The sequence below is a fragment of the Flavobacterium algicola genome, assembly GCF_022399565.1.
Lineage (GTDB): Bacteria > Bacteroidota > Bacteroidia > Flavobacteriales > Flavobacteriaceae > Flavobacterium > Flavobacterium algicola.
The window spans coordinates 862,714-884,778 of record NZ_JAJTUT010000003.1 but is presented as its reverse complement, the minus strand read 5'-3'; the positions used below and the strand labels follow the sequence as shown (position 1 = coordinate 884,778).

General features: G+C 34.0%; 13 protein-coding genes and 1 rRNA gene. 5 read left to right on the top strand and 9 right to left on the bottom strand.

What is annotated here, in order from left to right; translation table 11 throughout:
• Positions 1-111, bottom strand: a 16S ribosomal RNA gene (locus tag LXH21_RS14440); the annotation flags it as partial.
• 1,504 nt (positions 112-1,615) lie between these two features.
• Between LXH21_RS14440 and LXH21_RS14435 the strand changes: the two genes are divergently transcribed.
• The 3 genes from LXH21_RS14435 to LXH21_RS14425 all read left to right on the top strand — a co-directional run bounded on the left by LXH21_RS14435 (position 1,616) and on the right by LXH21_RS14425 (position 5,751).
• Positions 1,616-2,569 carry an acetyl-CoA carboxylase carboxyltransferase subunit alpha gene (locus LXH21_RS14435; RefSeq protein ID WP_239867365.1) on the top strand — a complete coding sequence of 318 codons (954 nt, stop codon included), beginning with the start codon at positions 1,616-1,618 and terminating at the stop codon, positions 2,567-2,569.
• Between the two features lie 140 nt (positions 2,570-2,709).
• Positions 2,710-4,260 (top strand): replicative DNA helicase, encoded by a 1,551-nt coding sequence (gene dnaB / locus LXH21_RS14430; protein WP_239867362.1) that lies wholly within the window; start codon positions 2,710-2,712, stop codon positions 4,258-4,260.
• 228 nt (positions 4,261-4,488) lie between these two features.
• Entirely contained in the window at positions 4,489-5,751 is a 1,263-nt protein-coding gene (locus tag LXH21_RS14425; RefSeq protein ID WP_239867359.1) for an asparagine synthetase B, read from the top strand.
• Positions 5,752-5,837: 86 nt separating this feature from the next.
• Here the strand turns inward: LXH21_RS14425 and LXH21_RS14420 are convergent, their stop codons facing one another.
• Positions 5,838-6,197 carry a hypothetical protein gene (locus LXH21_RS14420; protein ID WP_239867356.1) on the bottom strand — a complete coding sequence of 120 codons (360 nt, stop codon included), beginning with the start codon at positions 6,195-6,197 and terminating at the stop codon, positions 5,838-5,840.
• Positions 6,198-6,698: 501 nt separating this feature from the next.
• Between LXH21_RS14420 and LXH21_RS14415 the strand changes: the two genes are divergently transcribed.
• Positions 6,699-8,120 carry a carbon starvation CstA family protein gene (locus LXH21_RS14415; protein WP_239867353.1) on the top strand — a complete coding sequence of 474 codons (1,422 nt, stop codon included), beginning with the start codon at positions 6,699-6,701 and terminating at the stop codon, positions 8,118-8,120.
• A gap of 488 nt (positions 8,121-8,608) precedes the next feature.
• Here LXH21_RS14415 and secDF read toward each other — a convergent pair whose 3' ends face one another.
• The 3 genes from secDF to gyrB form a co-directional block, all read right to left on the bottom strand.
• Positions 8,609-11,587 (bottom strand): protein translocase subunit SecDF, encoded by a 2,979-nt coding sequence (gene secDF, locus LXH21_RS14410; protein WP_239867350.1) that lies wholly within the window; start codon positions 11,585-11,587, stop codon positions 8,609-8,611.
• Between the two features lie 225 nt (positions 11,588-11,812).
• Entirely contained in the window at positions 11,813-12,748 is a 936-nt protein-coding gene (locus LXH21_RS14405) for a malate dehydrogenase (RefSeq protein ID WP_239867347.1), read from the bottom strand.
• 75 nt (positions 12,749-12,823) lie between these two features.
• Positions 12,824-14,770, bottom strand: a complete 1,947-nt coding sequence (gyrB, locus tag LXH21_RS14400; RefSeq protein WP_239867344.1) for a DNA topoisomerase (ATP-hydrolyzing) subunit B — start codon at positions 14,768-14,770, stop codon at positions 12,824-12,826.
• Positions 14,771-15,202: 432 nt separating this feature from the next.
• On the opposite strand from gyrB, the gene LXH21_RS14395 reads away from it, so the two are divergent.
• Positions 15,203-15,661 (top strand): RNA methyltransferase, encoded by a 459-nt coding sequence (locus tag LXH21_RS14395; RefSeq protein ID WP_239867341.1) that lies wholly within the window; start codon positions 15,203-15,205, stop codon positions 15,659-15,661.
• A gap of 131 nt (positions 15,662-15,792) precedes the next feature.
• Here LXH21_RS14395 and LXH21_RS14390 read toward each other — a convergent pair whose 3' ends face one another.
• The 4 genes from LXH21_RS14390 to LXH21_RS14375 all read right to left on the bottom strand — a co-directional run bounded on the left by LXH21_RS14390 (position 15,793) and on the right by LXH21_RS14375 (position 22,064).
• Entirely contained in the window at positions 15,793-16,116 is a 324-nt protein-coding gene (locus LXH21_RS14390; RefSeq protein ID WP_239867338.1) for a helix-turn-helix domain-containing protein, read from the bottom strand.
• Positions 16,117-16,515: 399 nt separating this feature from the next.
• Positions 16,516-17,001, bottom strand: a complete 486-nt coding sequence (locus LXH21_RS14385; RefSeq protein WP_239867335.1) for a hypothetical protein — start codon at positions 16,999-17,001, stop codon at positions 16,516-16,518.
• 333 nt (positions 17,002-17,334) lie between these two features.
• Positions 17,335-20,667 carry a bifunctional amidotransferase subunit GatB/aspartate--tRNA ligase AspS gene (gene gatB/aspS / locus LXH21_RS14380; protein WP_239867333.1) on the bottom strand — a complete coding sequence of 1,111 codons (3,333 nt, stop codon included), beginning with the start codon at positions 20,665-20,667 and terminating at the stop codon, positions 17,335-17,337.
• On the bottom strand, positions 20,667-22,064 hold the full coding sequence (locus LXH21_RS14375; RefSeq protein ID WP_239867330.1) for an amidase family protein: 1,398 nt from the start codon (positions 22,062-22,064) through the stop codon (positions 20,667-20,669). Before LXH21_RS14375 ends, gatB/aspS begins: the two co-directional genes overlap by 1 nt.
• Position 22,065: the final 1 nt, after the last annotated feature.

Genomic DNA, 22,065 nt, shown 5'->3' with positions numbered 1-22,065 from the left:
GTTACGCACCCGTGCGCCGGTCTCTAGTTCCGAAGAACTATACCCCTCGACTTGCATGTGTTAAGCCTGCCGCTAGCGTTCATCCTGAGCCAGGATCAAACTCTTCATCGTATATTGTTTGCTTATTACTAAGCTATTTATTTTTGACTGAAGGTCTAGTGGTTATTTCTGAATCTCTCGATTCTATTACTCTTATTCTTTTGTCTTAAGATCTCTCTTAAAACGGCTGTCAATTCAATATGTCTAGGAACGTGTTCTTATCTTATTCTCGTTTCGTCATCATGTAAACATGTTTCTCGAAGCGGGTGCAAAAGTAGAAAACTATTTCGTTTCTCGCAAGAAAAATTTAAAGTTTTTTTTTAAGAGATAAATCTCCTTTTCTTTATTCTTCTTACCAGTCTTTCAAATAACTTTTCTTATTCTGCGGGGTGCAAAAGTAATTCGTTTACTTTAATCTCACAAGCTTTATTTGATATTTTTTTTAAGAAGAATTTCTTCCTTTATATCCGTATCGCTTGCCAGTGTGTCAGTGAACTTGTTCGTTGTTGCGGGTGCAAAAGTAGTGAGTCTTCAGCGTTATTCAATACTTTTTCTTAACCTTTTTTTAATCTATTTTTTAATTAGCTGGAAAAGTGTAACTTGAGTTTTGATTGTTTTGCGTTTTGTACGATTTTGGAGTGTTTTATATTGCTATTTCATAGTTATGGGCTTCTACTCTACTGTTCTTTGACACCTATATATACAAGGACAGTTATCTTGACTACAGATACACTTGTCTTTTCAAATAATTAAATTCTCAATAGTGCTAGATATTCTAAGACGTAGAGTATCCGGGTCCCATTATCTCTTATTATAATATCTCATTAAATAGCAAAGCAATCTCTACCTTATATACTATAGAACGAAACTGATTGAAATATACAATTCTCACCAATGGACTGAATTACTATACATGAAAGCTACCTATATATTAGGTAGCGTTGAAATGTACAACGTCAACATCGCAAACAACCACAGATATCCAGATGATATATGAATTATTACAAGAACCTCTACATGAATCTAAATCATTGACTGCAATTCTATTCCTATCTCTACTAAATCGAAATCATCTTCTCTAAACCTTGATAAAAATAGCATCCATTGTTATTTCATTCAATAGTAAATATATAATATCTAGAAGCGCCGTGAGAAGGACTATTTAAAAATATGAATTTTTTACTAATTGCTTCTGCAACTGCAGCTACCATTATTATTTTACCTTATATATGCAGCCAATCTTACTATTTCGACAGTGGAAGCAGCAAAACTCATAAGAAGTGTAAAAATTAAATATAAATATAATTACCTGCAACAGAAAAGGAAGCAAAACCATGCATTAGAAATTCATAACCAAACTTGCGTAAATTAAATTATACTTAAAACATTCTATTTAAAATGATTACAACCATTCCATATCCCGCGAACAATCTTATCTTTTTAAAAATTCTAATTCTATACTTATCCAATGCGTATAGTTATCAAGTTTTTTTGAGACTTAAAGGAAAAATAAAACCATTAAACAATTTAAAATTTTATATTTGCAGTCCAAATAAAATTTAAACGCACAAATCCTATGGAATATTTAGATTTTGAGCTTCCAATAAAAGAATTAGAAGACCAATTAGCAAAATGCCAAATTATTGGTCAAGAATCAGATGTGGATGTTACTGAAACTTGCACGCAGATTAACAAGAAGCTAGTTGATACTAAGAAAAATATATACGAAAACCTAACGGCTTGGCAACGAGTACAGTTGTCCAGACATCCTAGCAGACCTTACACCTTAGATCATATACGAGCTATTTGTGGTGAAAGTTTCCTTGAACTTCACGGAGATAGAACATTTAAGGATGACAAAGCAATGATTGGTGGTTTGGGTAAAATTGGTGGCCAATCTTTTATGATTGTTGGTCAACAAAAAGGATTTAATACAAAAACACGCCAGTACAGAAATTTTGGAATGGCAAATCCTGAAGGGTACAGAAAAGCTTTGCGATTGATGAAGATGGCAGAGAAATTTAATATTCCTGTACTGACATTAATCGACACTCCTGGCGCATATCCTGGACTAGAAGCTGAAGAAAGAGGACAAGGAGAAGCGATTGCTAGAAACATATTTGAAATGGTACGCTTGAAAGTTCCTATAATTACTGTTATTGTTGGTGAAGGAGCTTCTGGAGGAGCATTGGGAATTGGTGTTGGTGATAAAGTATTCATGTTAGAAAATACATGGTATTCTGTAATTTCACCAGAATCTTGTTCTTCTATATTATGGAAAAGTTGGGAATATAAAGAACGTGCTGCTGATGCTTTAAAATTGACTTCTGCAGATATGAAAAGTCAAAAGCTAGTAGACGATATTATTCCTGAACCTCTTGGAGGAGCGCACTACGACAGAGAGACTACTTTTAAAACAGTATCAGAATATATCTTGAAAGGTTTTAATGAGTTGAAAGATTTATCAACAGAAGACTTAATCGCTCAAAGAATGGCTAAGTACTGTGCTATGGGTGAATTTCAAGAGTAAAAACTTACTTTTACTATATCAATCCGAAGCCTTGCCGTTTCGGATTTTTTTTTGGTTATAAACAAAATTAAGCAAGTTGTAAACAAATATTTGTAACAACTAAATCTTCTTATTTTTATAAATTACGTTACTTTCGTCATATGGAAAATTTCAAGAATGCAAATCCCGCCAAAGCGGAAAAATCATCAGTTATTAGTCTGGAAAAAGGCAAGTTACCTCCACAAGTAATCGATTTGGAGGAGGCTGTTTTAGGAGCCATGATGATTGATAAAAAAGGAGTTGATGATGTAATTGATATTTTGCAGCCAGATGCCTTTTACAAAGAAGCACATAGACATATTTTTGAAGCAATTGTAGAGTTATTTACAGAGACTCAACCAATCGATTTATTGACTGTTTCTGCTCAGTTGAGAAAAAATGCAAAATTAGAGCTAGCAGGTGGAGATTTTTATTTGATTCAGCTTACACAAAAAATATCCTCTTCTGCACATATCGAATTCCACTCAAGAATTATTTTACAAAAGTTTATTCAGCGTAGTTTGATTCGTATTTCAACAGAAATTATCGAGGAATCCTACGATGAGACAACAGATGTCTTTAATCTATTAGATAGAGCTGAATCTAAATTATACGAAGTAACACAAGGAAATATAAAGCGTAGTTCTGAAACAGCACAAAGTTTGGTACTTCAAGCCAAGAAAAAAATTGAAGAAATTAGTAAACAAGAAGGCCTTAGTGGAGTTGAAACTGGTTTTACATTATTAGACAAACTAACATCGGGATGGCAACCAAGTGATTTAATCATTATTGCAGCGCGACCTGCGATGGGTAAAACAGCATTTGTACTTTCGATGGCTAGAAATATAGCTATAGATTATGGACATCCCGTTGCCCTATTTTCTCTTGAGATGGCGTCTGTGCAATTAATCACTCGTTTAATTTCATCTGAAACAGGTTTACCCTCAGAGAAACTTCGTACTGGTAAATTGGAGCCGCATGAATGGACAATGTTAAGTACAAAAGTGAAAAATCTTGAAAAGGCACCTCTTTATATAGATGACACCCCTTCCCTATCCATATTTGACCTTCGAGCCAAAGCGAGACGTTTGGTCTCACAACATGGAATTAAAATTATCATCATTGACTATTTGCAGTTAATGACTGCAGGGGGTAATGGAAAAGGTGGAGGAAATCGCGAACAAGAAATTTCTACTATATCGCGAAATTTAAAAGCGTTAGCAAAAGAATTAAACGTTCCTGTTATAGCATTATCACAATTATCGCGTGCAGTTGAAACTCGTGGATCTAGTAAAAGACCATTACTTTCTGACCTTCGTGAATCTGGAGCGATTGAACAAGATGCTGATATCGTATCATTTTTGTACCGACCAGAATATTATAAAATTGACGAGTGGGATGATGATGAAGCATCTCCAACAACTGGTCAAGCAGAAATCATGATCGCTAAACACCGTAATGGAGGAATCGAAAATGTACGTCTTAAATTTATTGGTCACTTAGGTAAATTTGACAATCTTGATGACTTTAGTGGTGGGTATGATGATTTACCTTCTTCTATGAATCAAGATGAAAATGCCTTTATTACAAAAAACTTACCATCTGCCAATGAGGCTTTTGGAAGTGGTTTTAATGATGATGACGACGATGACGATAGTGATATGCCCTTTTAAATAATCAAATTCCGTAATGCCAGCAGTTTAGAACTAAAAAAGCTTTGTTTTTGCACTTATTGCAAAGACAAAGCTTTTATTTTATATTAATAACGAACACAGCATACCGAAAATCGCCAATATTTTCTTTTTCGAATTTAATTCAGCAAATAATTTAATGGTCCTTATTCCTTACTGAGCGGATAGTGCTATAATAAATTCTAGTATCTTTGAGTAAAATTTTAAATAATGAGTTTCAGAAATACGTTTTTACTACTTCTCGTTTTACTATCTTACTCAGCAAAGGCTTCTTTTGTTTTACTACCAATGGATGATGCTACGCAACAAAATCATCTTAAAGCATATGGAATTACATTTTGGTGTCTCGAAAAAAAATACAAAGCTAGTTGGCTTCTTAATTATCGCGGTGGCTCTTTCTTACTACCAGATGCAGCAGATGTTAGAAAAGAATGTCAGATAAGAGGGGTTAGTTTCGAAGTTCTTTCAGATAGCGAAACAAATACTATCCTAAACGAGATTGCCAGTCCATCTCAAAATATGGAAACGGTAGTACTAGAAAAAGCTCCAAAAATAGCGGTCTATACTCCAAAGGGTAAACAACCTTGGGATGATGCGGTAACATTAGTCTTAACCTATGCCGAAATTCCGTTTACGCCTATATACGATGAGGAAGTTTTAAGCGATCAACTTATAATGTACGATTGGTTGCATTTACACCACGAAGACTTTTCTGGCCAATACGGAAAATTCTACTCCTCATATAAAAGTACTCCATGGTATATTGAACAAAAAAAGAATGCAGAGGATTTAGCCTCTCAATTAGGTTATAGTAAAGTCTCCCGAGAAAAAGGTGCTGTTGCTAAAAAAATTAGAGATTTTGTAATTGGTGGTGGATTTATGTTCGCCATGTGTTCGGCAACCGATAGTTTTGATATAGCACTCTCTGCGGATGGCGTCGATATCTGTGAAGCTATGTTTGACGGAGATCCGTCAGAACCGAATTACCAATCTAAATTAAATTATGAAAACTCCTTTGCATTTAAAAATTTCACTTTAGAAAGGAGACCAGAAAGATATGAGTTTTCAGATATCGACATGACCGAAAAAAGGATAGTTCCTATAGACAAGGATTATTTCACATTAATGCAATTTTCGGCAAAATGGGATGCCATACCTAGTATGTTATGTCAAAACCACACCCAACTAGTTAAGGGTTTCATGGGACAAACCACTTCATTTGATTCCAATTTAATAAAATCAAACGTTTTGCTTATGGGAACTTGCGAGCTTAATGGTGAAGCTCGATATATTCACGGAGAAAAAGGAAAAGGAATGTTCACTTTTTTTAGTGGCCATGATCCTGAAGATTACCAGCATCAGGTTGGAGATGCACCAACAGTTCTGGATTTACACCCAAATTCTCCAGGCTATCGTTTGATACTAAATAATGTTTTATTTCCTGCTGCTAGAAAAAAGAAACAAAAAACCTAAATTCAATGAGATATGTAGGATCAAAAAAGCAGTTCAATTAATTAAGCATTCGAACTGCTTTTTCACTTCTAAAATTGAGTGAATACTCATTTTATACTTAGGAAATACTTATTTCCATTAATATCTGTACCCACAACTTTATTTTTTTTGCCAGCGGGTTCAACTATTATTTCTACAGTTTTCTTTTCGAATTTACTGTAAATTTTCCCCTCACCCAGATTTCCATTAAAATTAAGATTACCACTAACATCATTCCCATGATCATCAATACCAATAGCAGTGTAATCATATCTGTAATCTTCACTTCGGTATCCATACATACCATTTTGAGATTTATTAAGTATCACCCCAAAGGACTCTTTACTTTTAATCGATTTTTCTAATTTTTCATTCTTTTCACATGTTATCAAAAATGGAGTAATACTTATAAATATTAAAAATTTCATGGGGATTTTCATTTTTAGTAGCGAAGGTACAAATGCGCATTGCAACTATATTACGGAAAACCTCAATTTTGACTTTTATTTACAAAAATTTAAAATACAAATTCAGTCTTAAATTATTTTGAACCACTAGGTTTTGATTATGCCTCTATGAATATGTAAAAAATTGTAATAAATTCAAAATACCGAAAAAATAAATCCATTAGAAACTATGGTGAATGAGTATATAAAAAATGATAAAAATTTAAAGTTAACTCCTGCCTCTCAAAACAAAATGCAGTTACTACACCGCATTAAACTATGTTAGATTTTAGAGAAGTTAACAGAGATTCTCCTGACAGATTACACACATAATATAAAATACTGATATTGTATTAATCTAATACTGTATCTTGCTACAAAAAAAATAAACGAAGTTAGAAGTACTTTGTAACAAATAAAGTAGTTTAAATATCTACATCAAAAAAAGATAGATAGTACACTCACTTCTCAATAAGAATCAAAATGATTACATTTATTACAGCGCTTGTCCTATTACTATTAGGATACCTTACCTATGGCAAATTTGTTGACAAAACATTTAAGTCAGATGGAGACAAATCGACACCAGCTCATACTTTAGAAGACGGAGTCGATTTTGTCCCCATGAACAGTAACAAGAATGCTTTTATACAAATCCTAAATATAGCCGGTGTTGGGCCGATTTTCGGACCGATATTAGGGGCTTTATATGGTCCTTCAGCTTTTTTGTGGATTGTCTTCGGATCTATATTTGCCGGTGGTGTTCACGATTACCTAACTGGTATGATTTCGTTACGATTTGGCGGAGCACATTTACCCGCTTTAGCATCACAATTTTTAGGAAAAGCATTTAGTCACATAGTCAATTTTTTTACGCTCTTACTGCTTCTGCTTGTCGGTACAGTCTTCGTTTCGGCACCAGCAAAGATGATAAACGAACTACTCTCGAATGACGCTGCTACTTTACCCCTTATAGTATTGTGTATATTTTCCTACTACATTATAGCAACTGTTTTACCAATTGACAAAGTCATTGGAAAAATTTATCCCGTTTTGGGATTTTTATTACTTGTAAGTGCCGCAGGTATTTGCATAGGTATGTTTCTTTACGGAAATCCAATTCCCGAATTGAATTTTGAAAACATGCACCCAAAAGGAATTCCATATTATCCTGTTATTTTTTTAACGATTTCATGTGGTGCACTATCAGGATTCCACGCTACCCAATCTCCTATTATTTCTCGCACTATAAATAATGAAAAGGACGGCAGAAAGGTTTTTTATGGTATGATGATTGTCGAAGCTGTAATAGCAATGATTTGGGCAGCATCTGCTATGAGTATTACGAATGGTAATGATTTGAGTATACTAATGGAAAATGGCGGACCTGCTGCCGTAGTAAATAAAATTGCAACTGTATTTCTTGGTACAGTAGGCGGAACTATAGCAGTACTTGGAGTGATTGTATTACCTATAACATCTGGAGACACTTCTTTTAGAGCAGCAAGAATGATAATCGCCGACTACCTCAAAATAGATCAAAAGGAATTGAAAAATCGTTTTATGGTAGCTATTCCGATATTTGCCATATCCTACATTTTAACTCACATGGATTTTCAATTATTGTGGAGGTACTTTTCTTGGGCTAATCAAGTGACAGCAGCAATCGCATTATGGATTGGAGCCATTTATCTCTATGAAAAGAAGACGCATTATATAATAGCATTGATTCCAGCATTCTTTATAACATCTGTCGTTAATTCCTTTTTATTCTACGATCCAACAATAGGTTTTGGGTTTGACATCACAACATCAAATTGGATAGGATTGGCAATGACTTTAATGATAACAATTTTATTTTTTAGAGTTATGAAAAAACGTACCGAAAAATCAAATAATATTTAAACGTACAAAATTGTAACCTTTAGGAATTATAATAGTAGTAATAAAAGCCACAGCTAAATCTGTAAAAGAATAAGTTGTGGCTTTTTAAATTATGAATAATAAGTATTAAAATTGCGTACTTAATAACGAGGTTTTACTGCTATATCAAGTAGAAATTTTCGAATCGAATTAACAATTAAAGTTCTAGAAAACTGTGCCTATTCTAATGTCTTTTAAGCTTCGAATTATCATTGCAATTTAAACCTACAGGAATCTTTCACATTCCTCAACTTAGAAATACGATTAATTTCAGACTTTCATCAGGATTAACAATATTTGTTAAACGTTATCACTAATTTTTGAATTAAGCTCATCAGTTTAATTATAGTTCAAGTAGATCTGTAACCAAAACATTATTTTACAAATTCTTTTGAAATATTACTTAACCAAATATCCGCAAAAAAAAAAGACCCAACATAGTTGGGTCTTTTACATCTAAAATGAATAGTTTATAAAACTTCTTCATGATGTTTTTCAATTTCATTCTTTTCAGAGTTTGAAATTGTATCTACTAATACAGGTGTAGCAATAAACAATGAAGAGTAAGTTCCTACCACGATACCTACAAGCATCGCAAAGATAAATCCTCTAATTGATTCTCCTCCAAATAAGAACATAATCAATAACACTCCGATCATCGTAAGTGATGTATTAATCGTTCTACTCATTGTAGAGTTAATCGATTTATTTACAATTTCGCCAAAGTTACCTTTAACTTTTCCATCTAAAAACTCACGAACTCTGTCAAATACAATTACAGTATCATTCATAGAATATCCGATTACTGTTAAGATAGCAGCGATGAAATGTTGGTCAATCTCCATTCCAAAAGGCATGAATTTATAACATAATGAATAGATTCCTAATACGAAGATAACATCATGAGCAACAGCTGCAATTGCACCTAAACCATATTGCCATTTTCTAAAACTAACTAGCAAGTATAAGAATACAATAAGTAATGATCCTAATACAGCCCAGTATGCATTTGTCTTGATATCTTCTGCTACAGTTGGTCCAACTTTTGAAGCTTGAAGAATACCAAACTCTTTACCATCGTAAGCATTTACAAATTTCTCATAAGTCAAACCACTTGTATAATATTTACTTAAAGTTGCATACATTAATTTGTTTACTTCCTCATCAGCTTCAATTCCGTGTTCTTGAACTTTGTATTTTGTAGTAATCTTCAATTGATTATCATTACCAAATATTTTAGCTTCAGCACTACCAAATACTTTTGTTAAATCTTCTTTTACAGCTTCTGCTTCAACTGGTTTTTCAAAACGAACTTGGAAAGTTCTACCACCTACAAAATCTACACCTTGATCTAGACCATTAGTTGCAAGTGAAAAGACACTTACTATAATTACAATTGCAGAAAAAATGTACGTGTATTTTTTTACTCTCAAAAAGTCGAAGTGGAAATTCGTAAAGAAATTTTTCGAAAAATTAGTTACAAAAGACAAATCATTTTTTCCTTGAATATTTTTATCAATAAAAATTCTAGCGATAAAAATAGAAGTAAACAATGAAGTTATAATACCAATTAATAAAGTAGTAGCAAAACCTTTAATAGGTCCTGAACCAAATATGAATAAAACAGCTCCAATTAAAATGTGTGTTACGTTTGCATCTACGATAGATCGCATTGCACCCGTCCAACTGTATGATATCTGCACCGCTTCTGCAAGCGACTTGCCTTCTCTTAATTCTTCTTTTGCTCGTTCATAAATAATAATGTTCGCATCTACTGCTGTACCCATTGTTAATACGATACCAGCGATACCAGGCAAAGTTAAGACAGCACCTAAACTTGCCAATATTCCGAAAAGGAAAAGTAAATTTACTGCCAAAGCAATATTTGCATACCAACCTGCTTTACCATAATAAACCATCATCCAAAGTGATACTAATAACAAACCTACTAACGCAGATGTCGTACCATTTGAAATTGCTTCTTGACCTAAGGATGGCCCTACTACTTCAGACTGAACAATGTCTGCTGCTGCAGGTAATTTACCAGCTCTTAAAACATTTGCTAAATCTGTAGATTCATCTAAAGTAAAACTTCCTGAAATCTCAGATCTTCCACCAGAAATTGGACCTGTAGTAACCCCTGGAGCAGAATAAACAATATCATCTAATACAATAGCGATATTGCTTTTTTGAGAATAAGCTCTACCAGTTAATTCCTCCCAAGTTTTTGCACCTTGACCACTCATTTCGATAGAAACAGATGGTTTTCCTAATTGATCAAAAGATGCATTAGCACCAGTAACCACACCACCACTCATTGAAGCAACATTGTCTCTATTTCCCTTTAAGGCATATAATGCTACTGCTTCAAGTTGTTTACCGTCTTTGTCTTTTAAACTCTCACCAATACCCCAAACAAATTTAGCATAACGTTGATCGGCAGCTAGTAAGATTTTAATATCAGATCTTTTAAAATACGCGTTAATTACTGCAGTATCTTTTGGTGCATACAATCCTAAAACTGGACCACCACCTTGAGATAACATTTTATCAAATAATGGATTATTACCTGCAACAGTCGCAGTAGTATCTTTAGCATCCGTTAATAATGCACTTAAAGAATCTTTAACTACTTTTTTAGTTTCAACTTTGGTTGTTGTAACCTCAGTCTTTTTCAAAGCCTCGTTAGCAGCAACTAGAAAGTTACCAATTTCGTCAATTTTGTAAGTTTCCCAAAATTCTAATTGTGCAGTACTTTGCAACAATTTTTTAATTCTGTCAACATCCTTAGCACCTGGTAATTCAACCAAAATACGTCCAGATTCTCCTAATTTTTGAATATTTGGCTGTGTAACTCCAAATTTATCAATACGTTTTCTTAATACTCCAAAAGCACTTTCAACTGACTCGTCAACTTTTCTTTTGATTACTTTTTCAACATCAGAATCTGACATTTGAAAGTCAACTCCACCTTCACCTTGCAAAGATCTGTTTGCAAAAATATCAGGAGATGCTAATTTTACTGTTCCTTTTGAATTTGCAGCAAAAGCTTCGAAAAAAGCATCTATGTAAGTTTGATTACCTTTTAAGTTAGCAGTAGCATCAGCTAAAGATTTATTAAAAACAGGATTTTTTGAATTGTTTGACAATCCTTTTAATATGTCTTTTACTGAAATTTGCAGTATCACATTGATACCACCTTCTAAGTCTAGACCTTTATTAATTTGTTTGTCTTTTACTTCGTCAAAAGTAAAATCAGCAAATCCTAAGTTAAACACCTTTTCTTTACCAATTGAATCTAGATACTTAAGTTCTTTATCAGGATTATCTCCTGCGAAAGCTTTAGCATCATTTTTAATTTTACTCGAAACAAATGTGAACGAGAGTTGGTAAATACTTACCAATGCAAATAGAATTGCGAAAAATTTAATAAGTCCTTTATTCTGCATTATTACTAAAAATTAATTGTTTTATGTTTATTGATTCTTTTTTTTAGCTCTTAAAATCACTTTTATATTTCCCAATTTATGTTAAAAAACAAAAATATAAAACTGCCTTATTTTTATAAACCGAGCAAATATATAATTATGGTTAAGACTAACCAATTTATTTATTCATTAATATCAAAAAAAAGACTGCAAAACTGCAGTCTTTTTCAAAATATAACGTATTTATTAACCCAGTATAGTTTTTAGGGCATCATTCATTTGTCTAACAGCATCTGCACTCTTCGCAAATAATGCTTTTTCATTATCATTTAATTTAATATCTAATATCTCTTCAACACCATTTTCTCCAATAATACATGGCACACCAATACAAATATCAGATTGGCCATATTCTCCCTCTACATACACAGAGCAGGCGATCATTTTTCGTTGATTGTTTAAAATACTATCTACTAAAAAAGCAACTGAAGCACCTGGAGCATACCAAGCAGAAGTTCCTAATAAACCAGTTAGCGTAGCACCACCTATCATAGTATCGGCAGCTACTTTAGTTAATACATCTTCATCTAAAAATTGCGTAACAGGTATCCCATTGTAAGAAGCCAAGCGAGTTAACGGAATCATAGTTGTATCACCGTGTCCTCCAATAACCATTGCTGATATATCATTTACAGGTTTGTCAAGCGCTAATCCTAAATAAGTTCTAAAACGAGAACTGTCTAAGGCTCCGCCCATTCCTATAATTCTATTCTTAGGTAAACCAGTTGATTTCAATGTTAAATAACACATAGTATCCATTGGGTTTGAAACAATAACAAATATAGCATTTGGTGAATATTCTAAAACACTTTGCACGACAGATTTTACGATTCCCGCATTGATTCCGATCAGTTCTTCGCGAGTCATTCCTGGTTTTCTTGGAATACCAGAAGTAACAACAACAACATTACTGTTAGCCGTTTTTGAATAATCATTGGTTACACCAGATACAGTGGTATTAAAACCTGTATTGGTAGCACATTGCATAATATCTAAGGCTTTCCCTTCGGCAAAACCTTCTTTAATATCCAACAAAACTACTTCACTAGCAATTCCTCTATAAGAAATAACATCTGCACAAGTGGCACCTACATTACCAGCACCTATTATTGAAACTTTCATACTTAATTGAATTTAACGGTTATTTAGTTATCTGTCACCGTAAGTACTATCAAACGGTTGGTACAATTTACTAAATTAAGCGTCAATATTAGCATAAACTGCATTTTTTTCAATGAACTCTCTACGAGGTGGTACCTCGTCACCCATTAACATCGAAAATACTCTATCTGCCTCAGCCAAACTATCAATAGTTACTTGACGTAAAGTTCTGAAATTCGGATCCATTGTCGTTTCCCACAATTGTTCTGCATTCATCTCTCCAAGACCTTTATAACGTTGAATACCTGCACTACCACCCATTCTTTCATTGGCTTGATCACGTTGCAAGTCATTCCATGCGTATTCTTTTTTGTTTCCTTTTTTAACTAAGTACAAAGGTGGCGCAGCAATATAGATATGCCCTTCTTCAATTAATTCTTTCATAAATCTAAAGAAGAACGTTAATATTAAAGTAGAGATATGACTACCATCGACATCGGCATCACACATAATGATTACTTTGTGGTAACGCAATTTCGAAATATTTAAGGCTTTACTATCTTCCTCTGTACCAACGGTAACTCCAAGAGCTGTAAAAATATTTCGGATTTCTTCGTTTTCAAAAACTTTATGGTGCATTGCTTTCTCCACATTCAAAATTTTACCACGCAAAGGTAAAATAGCTTGAAATGCACGGTCACGACCCTGTTTTGCCGTTCCCCCTGCCGAATCTCCCTCGACAAGGTATACTTCACATTTTGCAGGATCTTGCTCTGAACAATCAGACAATTTTCCTGGCAGTCCACCACCACCCATTACGGTTTTGCGTTGTACCATTTCACGCGCTTTCTTCGCTGCGTGACGCGCTTGAGCTGCCAAAATTACTTTTTGAACAATGATTCTCGCATCATTTGGATTTTCTTCCAAATACGCTTCAATCATATCACCCACTGCTTGACTTACTGGAGAAACTACCTCTCTATTTCCTAGTTTGGTTTTTGTTTGTCCCTCAAATTGTGGCTCAGCAACCTTTACAGATATAATTGCTGTCAATCCCTCACGGAAATCATCCCCAGAAATATCAAACTTCAATTTATCCAACATTCCAGATGCATCTGCATATTTTTTCAATGATCTTGTAAGACCAGTTCTAAAACCTTGCAAGTGTGTTCCTCCCTCATGTGTGTTGATATTGTTCACATAAGAAAAAATATTTTCACTATAACTCGTATTGTAAATTAAAGCAACTTCAACTGGAATGTCACCTTTATCATGATCCATCGAGATTACATGAGCAATAATCGGCTCACGGTTCCCGTCCAAATACCTAATGTATTCTTTTAATCCTTCGTTCGAATGAAATACTTCTGAAATAAAATTACCGTCTTTATCTACTTCTCTTTTATCCGTAAACGTAATTGTAATTCCTTTATTCAAGAAAGACAACTCACGCATACGAGCAGACAGAGTATCATACGAGTACTCAATAGTTTGTGTAAAAATGGTTGGATCTGGATAAAAAGTAACAATCGTTCCTCTTTTTGTCGTTTCACCAATTTGTTTTACTGGGTATAATGCTTTTCCTTTTTCATATTCCTGCTCATACACTTTACCATCACTACTGTGAACTGTAGCGGTTAAATGTTGCGATAAAGCATTTACACACGAAACACCGACACCGTGTAAACCTCCAGAAACCTTATACGAATCTTTATCAAATTTACCCCCTGCTCCAATTTTGGTCATTACCACTTCTAGAGCCGAAACTCCTTCTTTTTTGTGCATTCCAACCGGAATACCACGACCATTATCTTCGACAGAGATAGAACCATCTTCATTAATATCAACTCGAATCGTATCACAATGGCCTCCCATTGCCTCATCGATAGAGTTATCTACAACTTCATAAACTAAATGATGAAGACCTCGAACACCTACATCTCCAATATACATGGAAGGACGCATCCTTACGTGCTCCATTCCTTCTAACGCCTGAATACTATCTGCTGAATAATTATTTTCTTTCTTGATTTCTTCGCTCATGTTTTTTTAATCTAAAAATGTATTATTTTTTGTCTAACGAACAAATATATAAAAACAGAATTTATATCTAGTCAAAAATTGGCTTTTAACCCTTTAAGTTATTAACAAAAACTGTGAATTTCATTAGCAAAAGTCTATAGTAACAACAAAAAACTATAATCTCTTTATTTCTAAATAACGATTCTCATTTGGGCGTGCCACCGCTAAACAAAGAGGCTTACTAATTAGTGCGCTTATTAAACCCCTTTGCTTAGCGCTGTCGGGCTATCCATGCTACTGCGGTAGCTTATTCCTATCCCTCACGTATAATCGTGCATACTACTCCACAAACAACGTTCATAAAAATTAATTTCATGCAATACTCGACTACTCCCTGAAATCAGTGTGTTAATTAAATTTGAAAATACTAACAACAGTTTGTACTTTTGCCGCATGAATGATAATTTTGTAAATGAATATTTCGGAATCGGAATATTAAACGGGAAAACTCCTGAGAACTTAGGTGTTTTATGGCGATCTGCTCAAAACCTTGGGGCGAGCTTTATTTTCACCATCGGAAATCGTTATGCCAAACAAGCTTGCGACACCCACAATGCTGTAAATGCAATTCCGTATTTCCATTATGAAACTTTTGAAGATTTCTTCAAAAACCTACCCAAAGGCGCTCGCCTAGTTGGCGTAGAACTTGATGAAAGAGCCACTGATTTAGAAACATTTGAACACCCAAGACGTTGCGTGTACCTACTAGGCGCAGAAGACAACGGACTCTCAAAAGCAGCCATTGAAAAATGTCATTTTTTAGTAAAATTCAAATCCCATTATAGCTTGAATGTATCGGTTGCAGGGAGTATTGTGCTTTATGATAGAGGGCTTAATAAGCCGAGGTCTTAAAAAAACAACAAAAATCAATTTCAATAGCAATAAAAAAAATCCAAAACAAACATTTAAAATGCTGTTTTGGATTTTATAATTTTAATTTCAATTAACAATTACCATTGAAATTGACTTCTGAACTAAATTTATTACTTACTCAATTGATACTTATTAATTAGCACAGATGCAGAAATATTTAAAACTCTTTCCAATTCTCTAATCATATCTACAGTTAATCTTTTTTTCTTGCTTAAAATTTCTGAAACACTTCTTTTACCACCAATAATACCAACCAAATCCTTCTGCTTAATATTCATTTCTTCCATTCTTATTTTTATTGCCTCGATTGGATCTGGAGCTTCAATTGGAAAAAATTGGTTCTCATAATTTTCGATTAGCATTGATAAAATTTCAGCTTCATCTCCTTCAATAGAATTAGGTATAGCATCAAAAATCACTTCTAGTCTCTCCAAAGCCTTTTAGTAATCATTTTCTGTTTTAATAGGTGCAATTTTGATAATTCTAAATTTTAAATTGTGTCAGCATTAATTTTATCATATTCAGTCATTTAAATCACATAATTTGCTTCATAAAGTCTCCGATTTTGACATTGTGTTTGTCATTCAGCGACTGACAAAAATTAGAACATACGACAGTTAAAAAACGAGAATCACTACCTCAAAGTCGGAGACATTGCAGAGCAGGGAATGGAGCCGTAGATAGCTCAGGACAGATCTTATGATATGATGAATTTCCAGCACTCAGGTGATTTATATGATAGTGATGAAAATCACCATTGTTCATATTGCCATAAATCTCCTTGTATATGTAGTGATACAAATTAAGAGAAAAATTTCTTAAGCATTTATATATTATTTAGATTTATAATATGGGTCTAAAAAAATTGAAGATTTAAGAATTATTTCTTTATATATTTCCACAAAATAGATTGCATTCCCTTTGTATTTATCATAATCCGCAAATTCTAAATAGAATAAGAAATTTGGGTATTCCTTTTTATCAACAATTTTAACTTCATTATTTATTACAATTACTTTTGTGTTTACATTATTAATAGGTCTATCCTCTTCAACTATCGGACAATATTGACTTGTATAAAACCCTGTCCTTTGGTTAAACTTTCTTGCTTGACCAACTAAATAAACCAAATGAGGCATAGCTAAAAGCTGATCATTGTAGATTATTGAGTTTTCTGAAAAATTAAATTGTAAAAGCTTACCAAATTTTTCATATAATTTCAACCTTTCATCTGTAGCAAGTAATCGATTTGGATATTTCCACAAAAGTTGTGCAAGTTCCAAATCAATTTTATCAATATTTATCTTTATATGTTTCATTGTATTTTTGGTTTAAAAAAGCAACAATTCTCTAAAATATAAAAAAGTCTAAAATAAAATATAAGTTAAGTCATTTTTTTTTTAATAAATATAAATTCCCTTCCAGCATTAATAAGATCTGCGTCGACTTAGCATAAATCTAAACTGAGGTTAACAATACATATAACAGATTTGTAATCTATACCAGCATAGATAAGCTGATTTAATTCCATATATAAAAAAACCGAGCAATTTCTCGGTTTTTTTTATACAGAATCAAATATTATTTTTTATTTAATTTTTTATTTAAATTGAAATTGAAATTTGACCTTTGACTTTTGACTCATAAAACCTTTATTTCCTCAAAATCCTAACATTCATCTCTTCTACTTTTCTGTCTGATAATAGTGATGGTGCTCCAAATAATAAATCTTCACTTGAACCTGTCTTCGGGAAAGCCATAACTTCACGAATAGAAGCTTTTTTCTCCAAGATCATCATCAAACGATCAATTCCCCATGCGATTCCACCGTGTGGCGGTGCACCGTATTGGAAGGCTTTGTACATCGTTCCTACACTCTTCATCATCTCTTCTTCGTTGTAACCCATGTTTTTATAAGTCGCTTCAAGAATTTCCGATTTGTGCGCACGAACAGATCCTCCACCTATTTCATAACCGTTTAAGATGATGTCATATTGCTGCGCAATGATTGATCCTATTTCATTTTCGTTACCATCCATGTGTTTCTTCAAATCATAAATAGCAGGCATTGAGAACGGGTTGTGTGTAAACGTCCATCTACCTTCGTCTGTTTTTTCAAACATAGGAAAATCAATTACCCAAGCCGGGCGTAATTCTTTCGGATTAATCAAATTCAACATTCTACCCATTTCTTGACGAACAGCATCCAAAGCTTTATTAGCCGTAGCATAATCTGCTGCCGAAAAGAATACAATATCTCCTACTTGAGCATCCGTAGCTTTTATAATTCCAGCTGCGATTTCTTCCCCTAAAAATTTAATAATTGGAGATTGCAAATCTTCTTCATTAACAATAATATACGCTAATCCACCTAAACCGTGTTGTTGTGCAACAGCTGTCAAGGTTTCAATTTGTCCTTTAGACATACGTTTGTTTCCTTGCTCTGCAGCCGAAACTTTGATACATTTTACAATTCCACCTTCGTCAATTGGTTTAGAGAATACTTGGAAAGTAGTGTCTTTTACAATATCGGTGATGTCTTGCATTTTTAACCCGTAACGCAAATCAGGTCGGTCACAACCATAAAAATCCATCGCGTCTTTATAGGTAATGACAGCAAACGGATGTAAGATCCATTTTTTGCCGTAAATTTTGGTTACTATTTCATTAAACATTTTAGTATTCAAATCGATAATTTGCTGCATACTCGCGTATGCCATTTCGATATCCAATTGCGTAAATTCGGGTTGACGGTCTCCACGAGAATCCTCATCTCTAAAACAACGTGCAATTTGGAAATATTTCTCATAACCACTCACCATCAACATTTGCTTGAACTGTTGTGGCGCTTGTGGAAGCGTATAAAACAAGCCTGAACCCTTTCGAGTAGGAACAATAAATTCACGTGCTCCCTCATCGGTACCGGCGCTCAAAATTGGTGTTTCTATCTCTAAGAACTCTTCGTTATCCAACATGTCACGCAATAACTTGATTACTTTATGACGGTTAACAATTGCTCTTCTCACCTCTTCATTTCTATGATCTAAGAATTTATATTGAAAACGAATGGCTTCGTTTGTCTTAGCTGCTCTTTTGATTTCAAACGGCAATGTTTTAGACAAATTTAATATCTCTAAAGCAGAAGTTTCCAATTCTATTTTACCAGTTCGTAAGCCAGCATTGTAATCATCCTCATTACGACCCACTACAATTCCCGTTACCGAAATAACCGACTCTGGTTTTAATTTTACTAGTTCATCAATATTTGCAAATGACTCTCTACTAATACGAACCTGAAAAATTTCATAGCTTGAATCACGTAAATCAATAAACATCAAATCTCCATGGTCACGAACACTAGCTACCCAACCTGACAACATTACTTCTTCTTTAATGCTTTCTTCAGATAACTGTGAAATCTTGTGTGTTCTATAACTGTCTTTTATAATAATTGGAACCTCGGGAAGTGTTTCATCCTGTCCTTCTTTGTTTGCCACTGTAATTGAATCGGCTACTTTTTCTGCAGCCTCTTTCTTTTCTGCTACGGCAGCAGTACCCAATTGATCTAAAATAATTTTACGAATTACTTTCCCATCAGCACCTTTACCTACTACTCCTAATACTTTACCAACTAAGATTCCAGCTTTACCTTCGTTACCCGCTTTTATATCATTGGCAACAACTTCATTTTCACAAATTACCTTAGCAATAACTTCTTGAATTTTATCCTCAGATATAATGTTGTCTGCAAAATATTTATTGTAATCAAAATTTTGATCTTTTAAATAACCTGCGATCGCATTTTGAACTAATACTGCGGTAATTTTTTCTGATTTAAACAACACAAATATAGTTGTCAAATGAGCAATATTTCTGATTTTGATATAATCTTCCGCCTTGATATTATTTGCCAAAGTTTTGGCTACAAATGACGGATCGTTAATTTTATTATTTAAAGTCACAAAAGTCCTAGAACGCAAAGCATCAGCCGTGAAAAATTTTGCGTCTTGTGGCAAAACACCACCATTTATCAAAATAGATTCTACTGCATAAGGCAAAGCACTCGTGTCTACAGAAATAGCATCAATCTCTGCTTTGATATTCACGAAAGGCAAATCTGGCTCCGAAATGAAACGGTAATCTGCTTCAAATTCTTTCTTACGCATTACTTTGGTTTGCTTCAAATCTGCATCCCATAAGACGGTCGTTTGATCAGGCCTGAATGCTTTATTTTCGATAAAATAGTTGAATTGCTTCTCTACCTCTTCTTTCAAAGCTTCGACCATAAACTTAAACGAGTTCAAGTTTTTAATCTCCGTTCGTGGGTTCAAAACATCCGAATTGATTTTACGTAAGGATACTGAAACATCCGATTTGAATTCTCCTTTTTCTAGATTGGCTTCAGAGATTCTCAAATTTTGAACAATACGTTGAATGTATTGTGCATAAGTAGATGCATCTTCGATATTGCGAACACATGGATCAGTAACAATTTCGATTAACGGCACACCCGCTTTATTAAAATCAACTAGCGAAGTTTTCTTTTCGTGCATCAATTTGGCAGCATCCTCCTCAATATGAACCTGAGTAAGTGTCACTGTAAATTGAGAACCGTCATTACGATAACAAGACACATGACCATCAGGAATGATTGGATTGTGAAACTGCGTTATTTGAATGTTCTTCGGATTATCGGGATATTCATAATGCTTTCTATCCCAAGATATCACTTCATTACTAAAAGTTGATTCTACCGCTTTTCCAAAATAAATCGCTTTTGTAATTGCTTCTCTATTTAGGGCAGGTAAAACGCCCATTTGTCCTGTACATACAGAACATATATTTTCATTTGGTGTTTCTATTTCTTGATTTGGACAAGAACAAAACAACTTGGTTTTGGTATTCAATCGAACGTGTGTTTCAAGTCCAATTACCAATTCTAAATCGTGGGCTTTTAATGCCTCAGTTAATTGCTCCAATTCCATTATATCGTATCTTTTAAGAAGTTTGCAAACTTCAACACTAATTCATCATTATTTTTTGCTGCTGTAATCTGCAGTCCTGTAGGCGTACCTTGTGGCACAGTCATCGTTGGTAATTGTCCCAAGCTAAAACCTACTGTATAAGCATCAGACAAGTACATTGCCAATGGATCTTTCAAACTGTCTCCAATTTTAGGAGGTGTGCTTGGTGTCACTGGTGACAATATAACATCTACTTCTTCAAAATCTTTACTGAAGTTTTCAGAAATTTGATCTCTTAAAGCTAGCCCTTTTAAATATATTTCATCCGAGAAACCTTGCGATAATACTTGGTTCCCTCCTACAATTCTACGTTTAGTTTCTTCCGAAAAGTTTTCAGAACGTGTCACTGCATAAGTTTCGATTAGATTCTCTGCTTCGATACGATTACCATAATTGGTTCCGTCTAGGCGAGATAAATTAGAGGCCGTTTCAGCCATTGCTAGCGTATAATAGGTAGAAACTAAGATATCCGATTTAAAGAAATCCAGTTCTTTTACTGTAATACCTTTAGCTTTAATTTTTTCGATAGCTGCTAGAAAGTCCGCTTTCACTTGTACGTCAATAGCATCATTTTCGACAAAATTCTTAAAATAACCAATCGTTTTTACTTCTGATGCCGTAATCGCATCTTCAGAAATTTCGTTTGAGTTAATTGAAGTTTGATCTTTTGGATCTTTACCGCTAATAACATTCAGTACAATTCGAATATCTTCAATTGATTTAGCCAATGGTCCTACGCAGTCTGTAGAAGATGCATACGCCATTAATCCAAATCGCGATACTCTTCCGTAAGTCGGTTTAAAACCATAAATAGCATTGTATCCAGCAGGCTGACGAATCGAACCTCCTGTATCTCCACCAATAGAAAAAACAGTGTACTCTTTTGCTACATTCACAGCAGAACCTCCACTAGATCCTCCTGCCACTAATTCTGGATTAATTGCATTTTTAACCGCTCCAAAAATGGTATTTTCGCTAGAAGAACCATGACCAAAACTGTCGCAGTTTTCTTTTACCAATGGAATAGCACCTGCATCCAATAATTTCTGAATAGCAGTTGCTGTATATGGAGATTTATAATTTTTAAGTAATTCGGAGCTTGCCGTTGTGTATGTTCCTTGCACCATATACACATCTTTAATTCCAAACGGAATTCCCTCTAATAAACCAATAGTTTCTCCGTTAGCAATTTTAACGTCTACTTTTGCGGCTAAATCTAGCGCCAATGTGTCCAATAAAGAGTTTACCGAGTTGTATTTATTTTCTTTAATCAAGTTCAATTTTTCTTGTACCAAAGCAGTACAAGTTATTTCTTTCGACACCAATTGCTGGTGTATTTTTTTTATCTGAGAATCCATT

Coding starts and splice junctions, on each gene's coding strand:
- LXH21_RS14435 (WP_239867365.1), top strand. CDS start 1,616: ATGGAATATTTAGATTTTGAGCTTCCAATAAAAGAATTAGAAGACCAA.
- dnaB (WP_239867362.1), top strand. CDS start 2,710: ATGGAAAATTTCAAGAATGCAAATCCCGCCAAAGCGGAAAAATCATCA.
- LXH21_RS14425 (WP_239867359.1), top strand. CDS start 4,489: ATGAGTTTCAGAAATACGTTTTTACTACTTCTCGTTTTACTATCTTAC.
- LXH21_RS14420 (WP_239867356.1), bottom strand. CDS start 6,197: ATGAAATTTTTAATATTTATAAGTATTACTCCATTTTTGATAACATGT.
- LXH21_RS14415 (WP_239867353.1), top strand. CDS start 6,699: ATGATTACATTTATTACAGCGCTTGTCCTATTACTATTAGGATACCTT.
- secDF (WP_239867350.1), bottom strand. CDS start 11,587: ATGCAGAATAAAGGACTTATTAAATTTTTCGCAATTCTATTTGCATTG.
- LXH21_RS14405 (WP_239867347.1), bottom strand. CDS start 12,748: ATGAAAGTTTCAATAATAGGTGCTGGTAATGTAGGTGCCACTTGTGCA.
- gyrB (WP_239867344.1), bottom strand. CDS start 14,770: ATGAGCGAAGAAATCAAGAAAGAAAATAATTATTCAGCAGATAGTATT.
- LXH21_RS14395 (WP_239867341.1), top strand. CDS start 15,203: ATGAATGATAATTTTGTAAATGAATATTTCGGAATCGGAATATTAAAC.
- LXH21_RS14385 (WP_239867335.1), bottom strand. CDS start 17,001: ATGAAACATATAAAGATAAATATTGATAAAATTGATTTGGAACTTGCA.
- gatB/aspS (WP_239867333.1), bottom strand. CDS start 20,667: ATGGAATTGGAGCAATTAACTGAGGCATTAAAAGCCCACGATTTAGAA.
- LXH21_RS14375 (WP_239867330.1), bottom strand. CDS start 22,064: ATGGATTCTCAGATAAAAAAAATACACCAGCAATTGGTGTCGAAAGAA.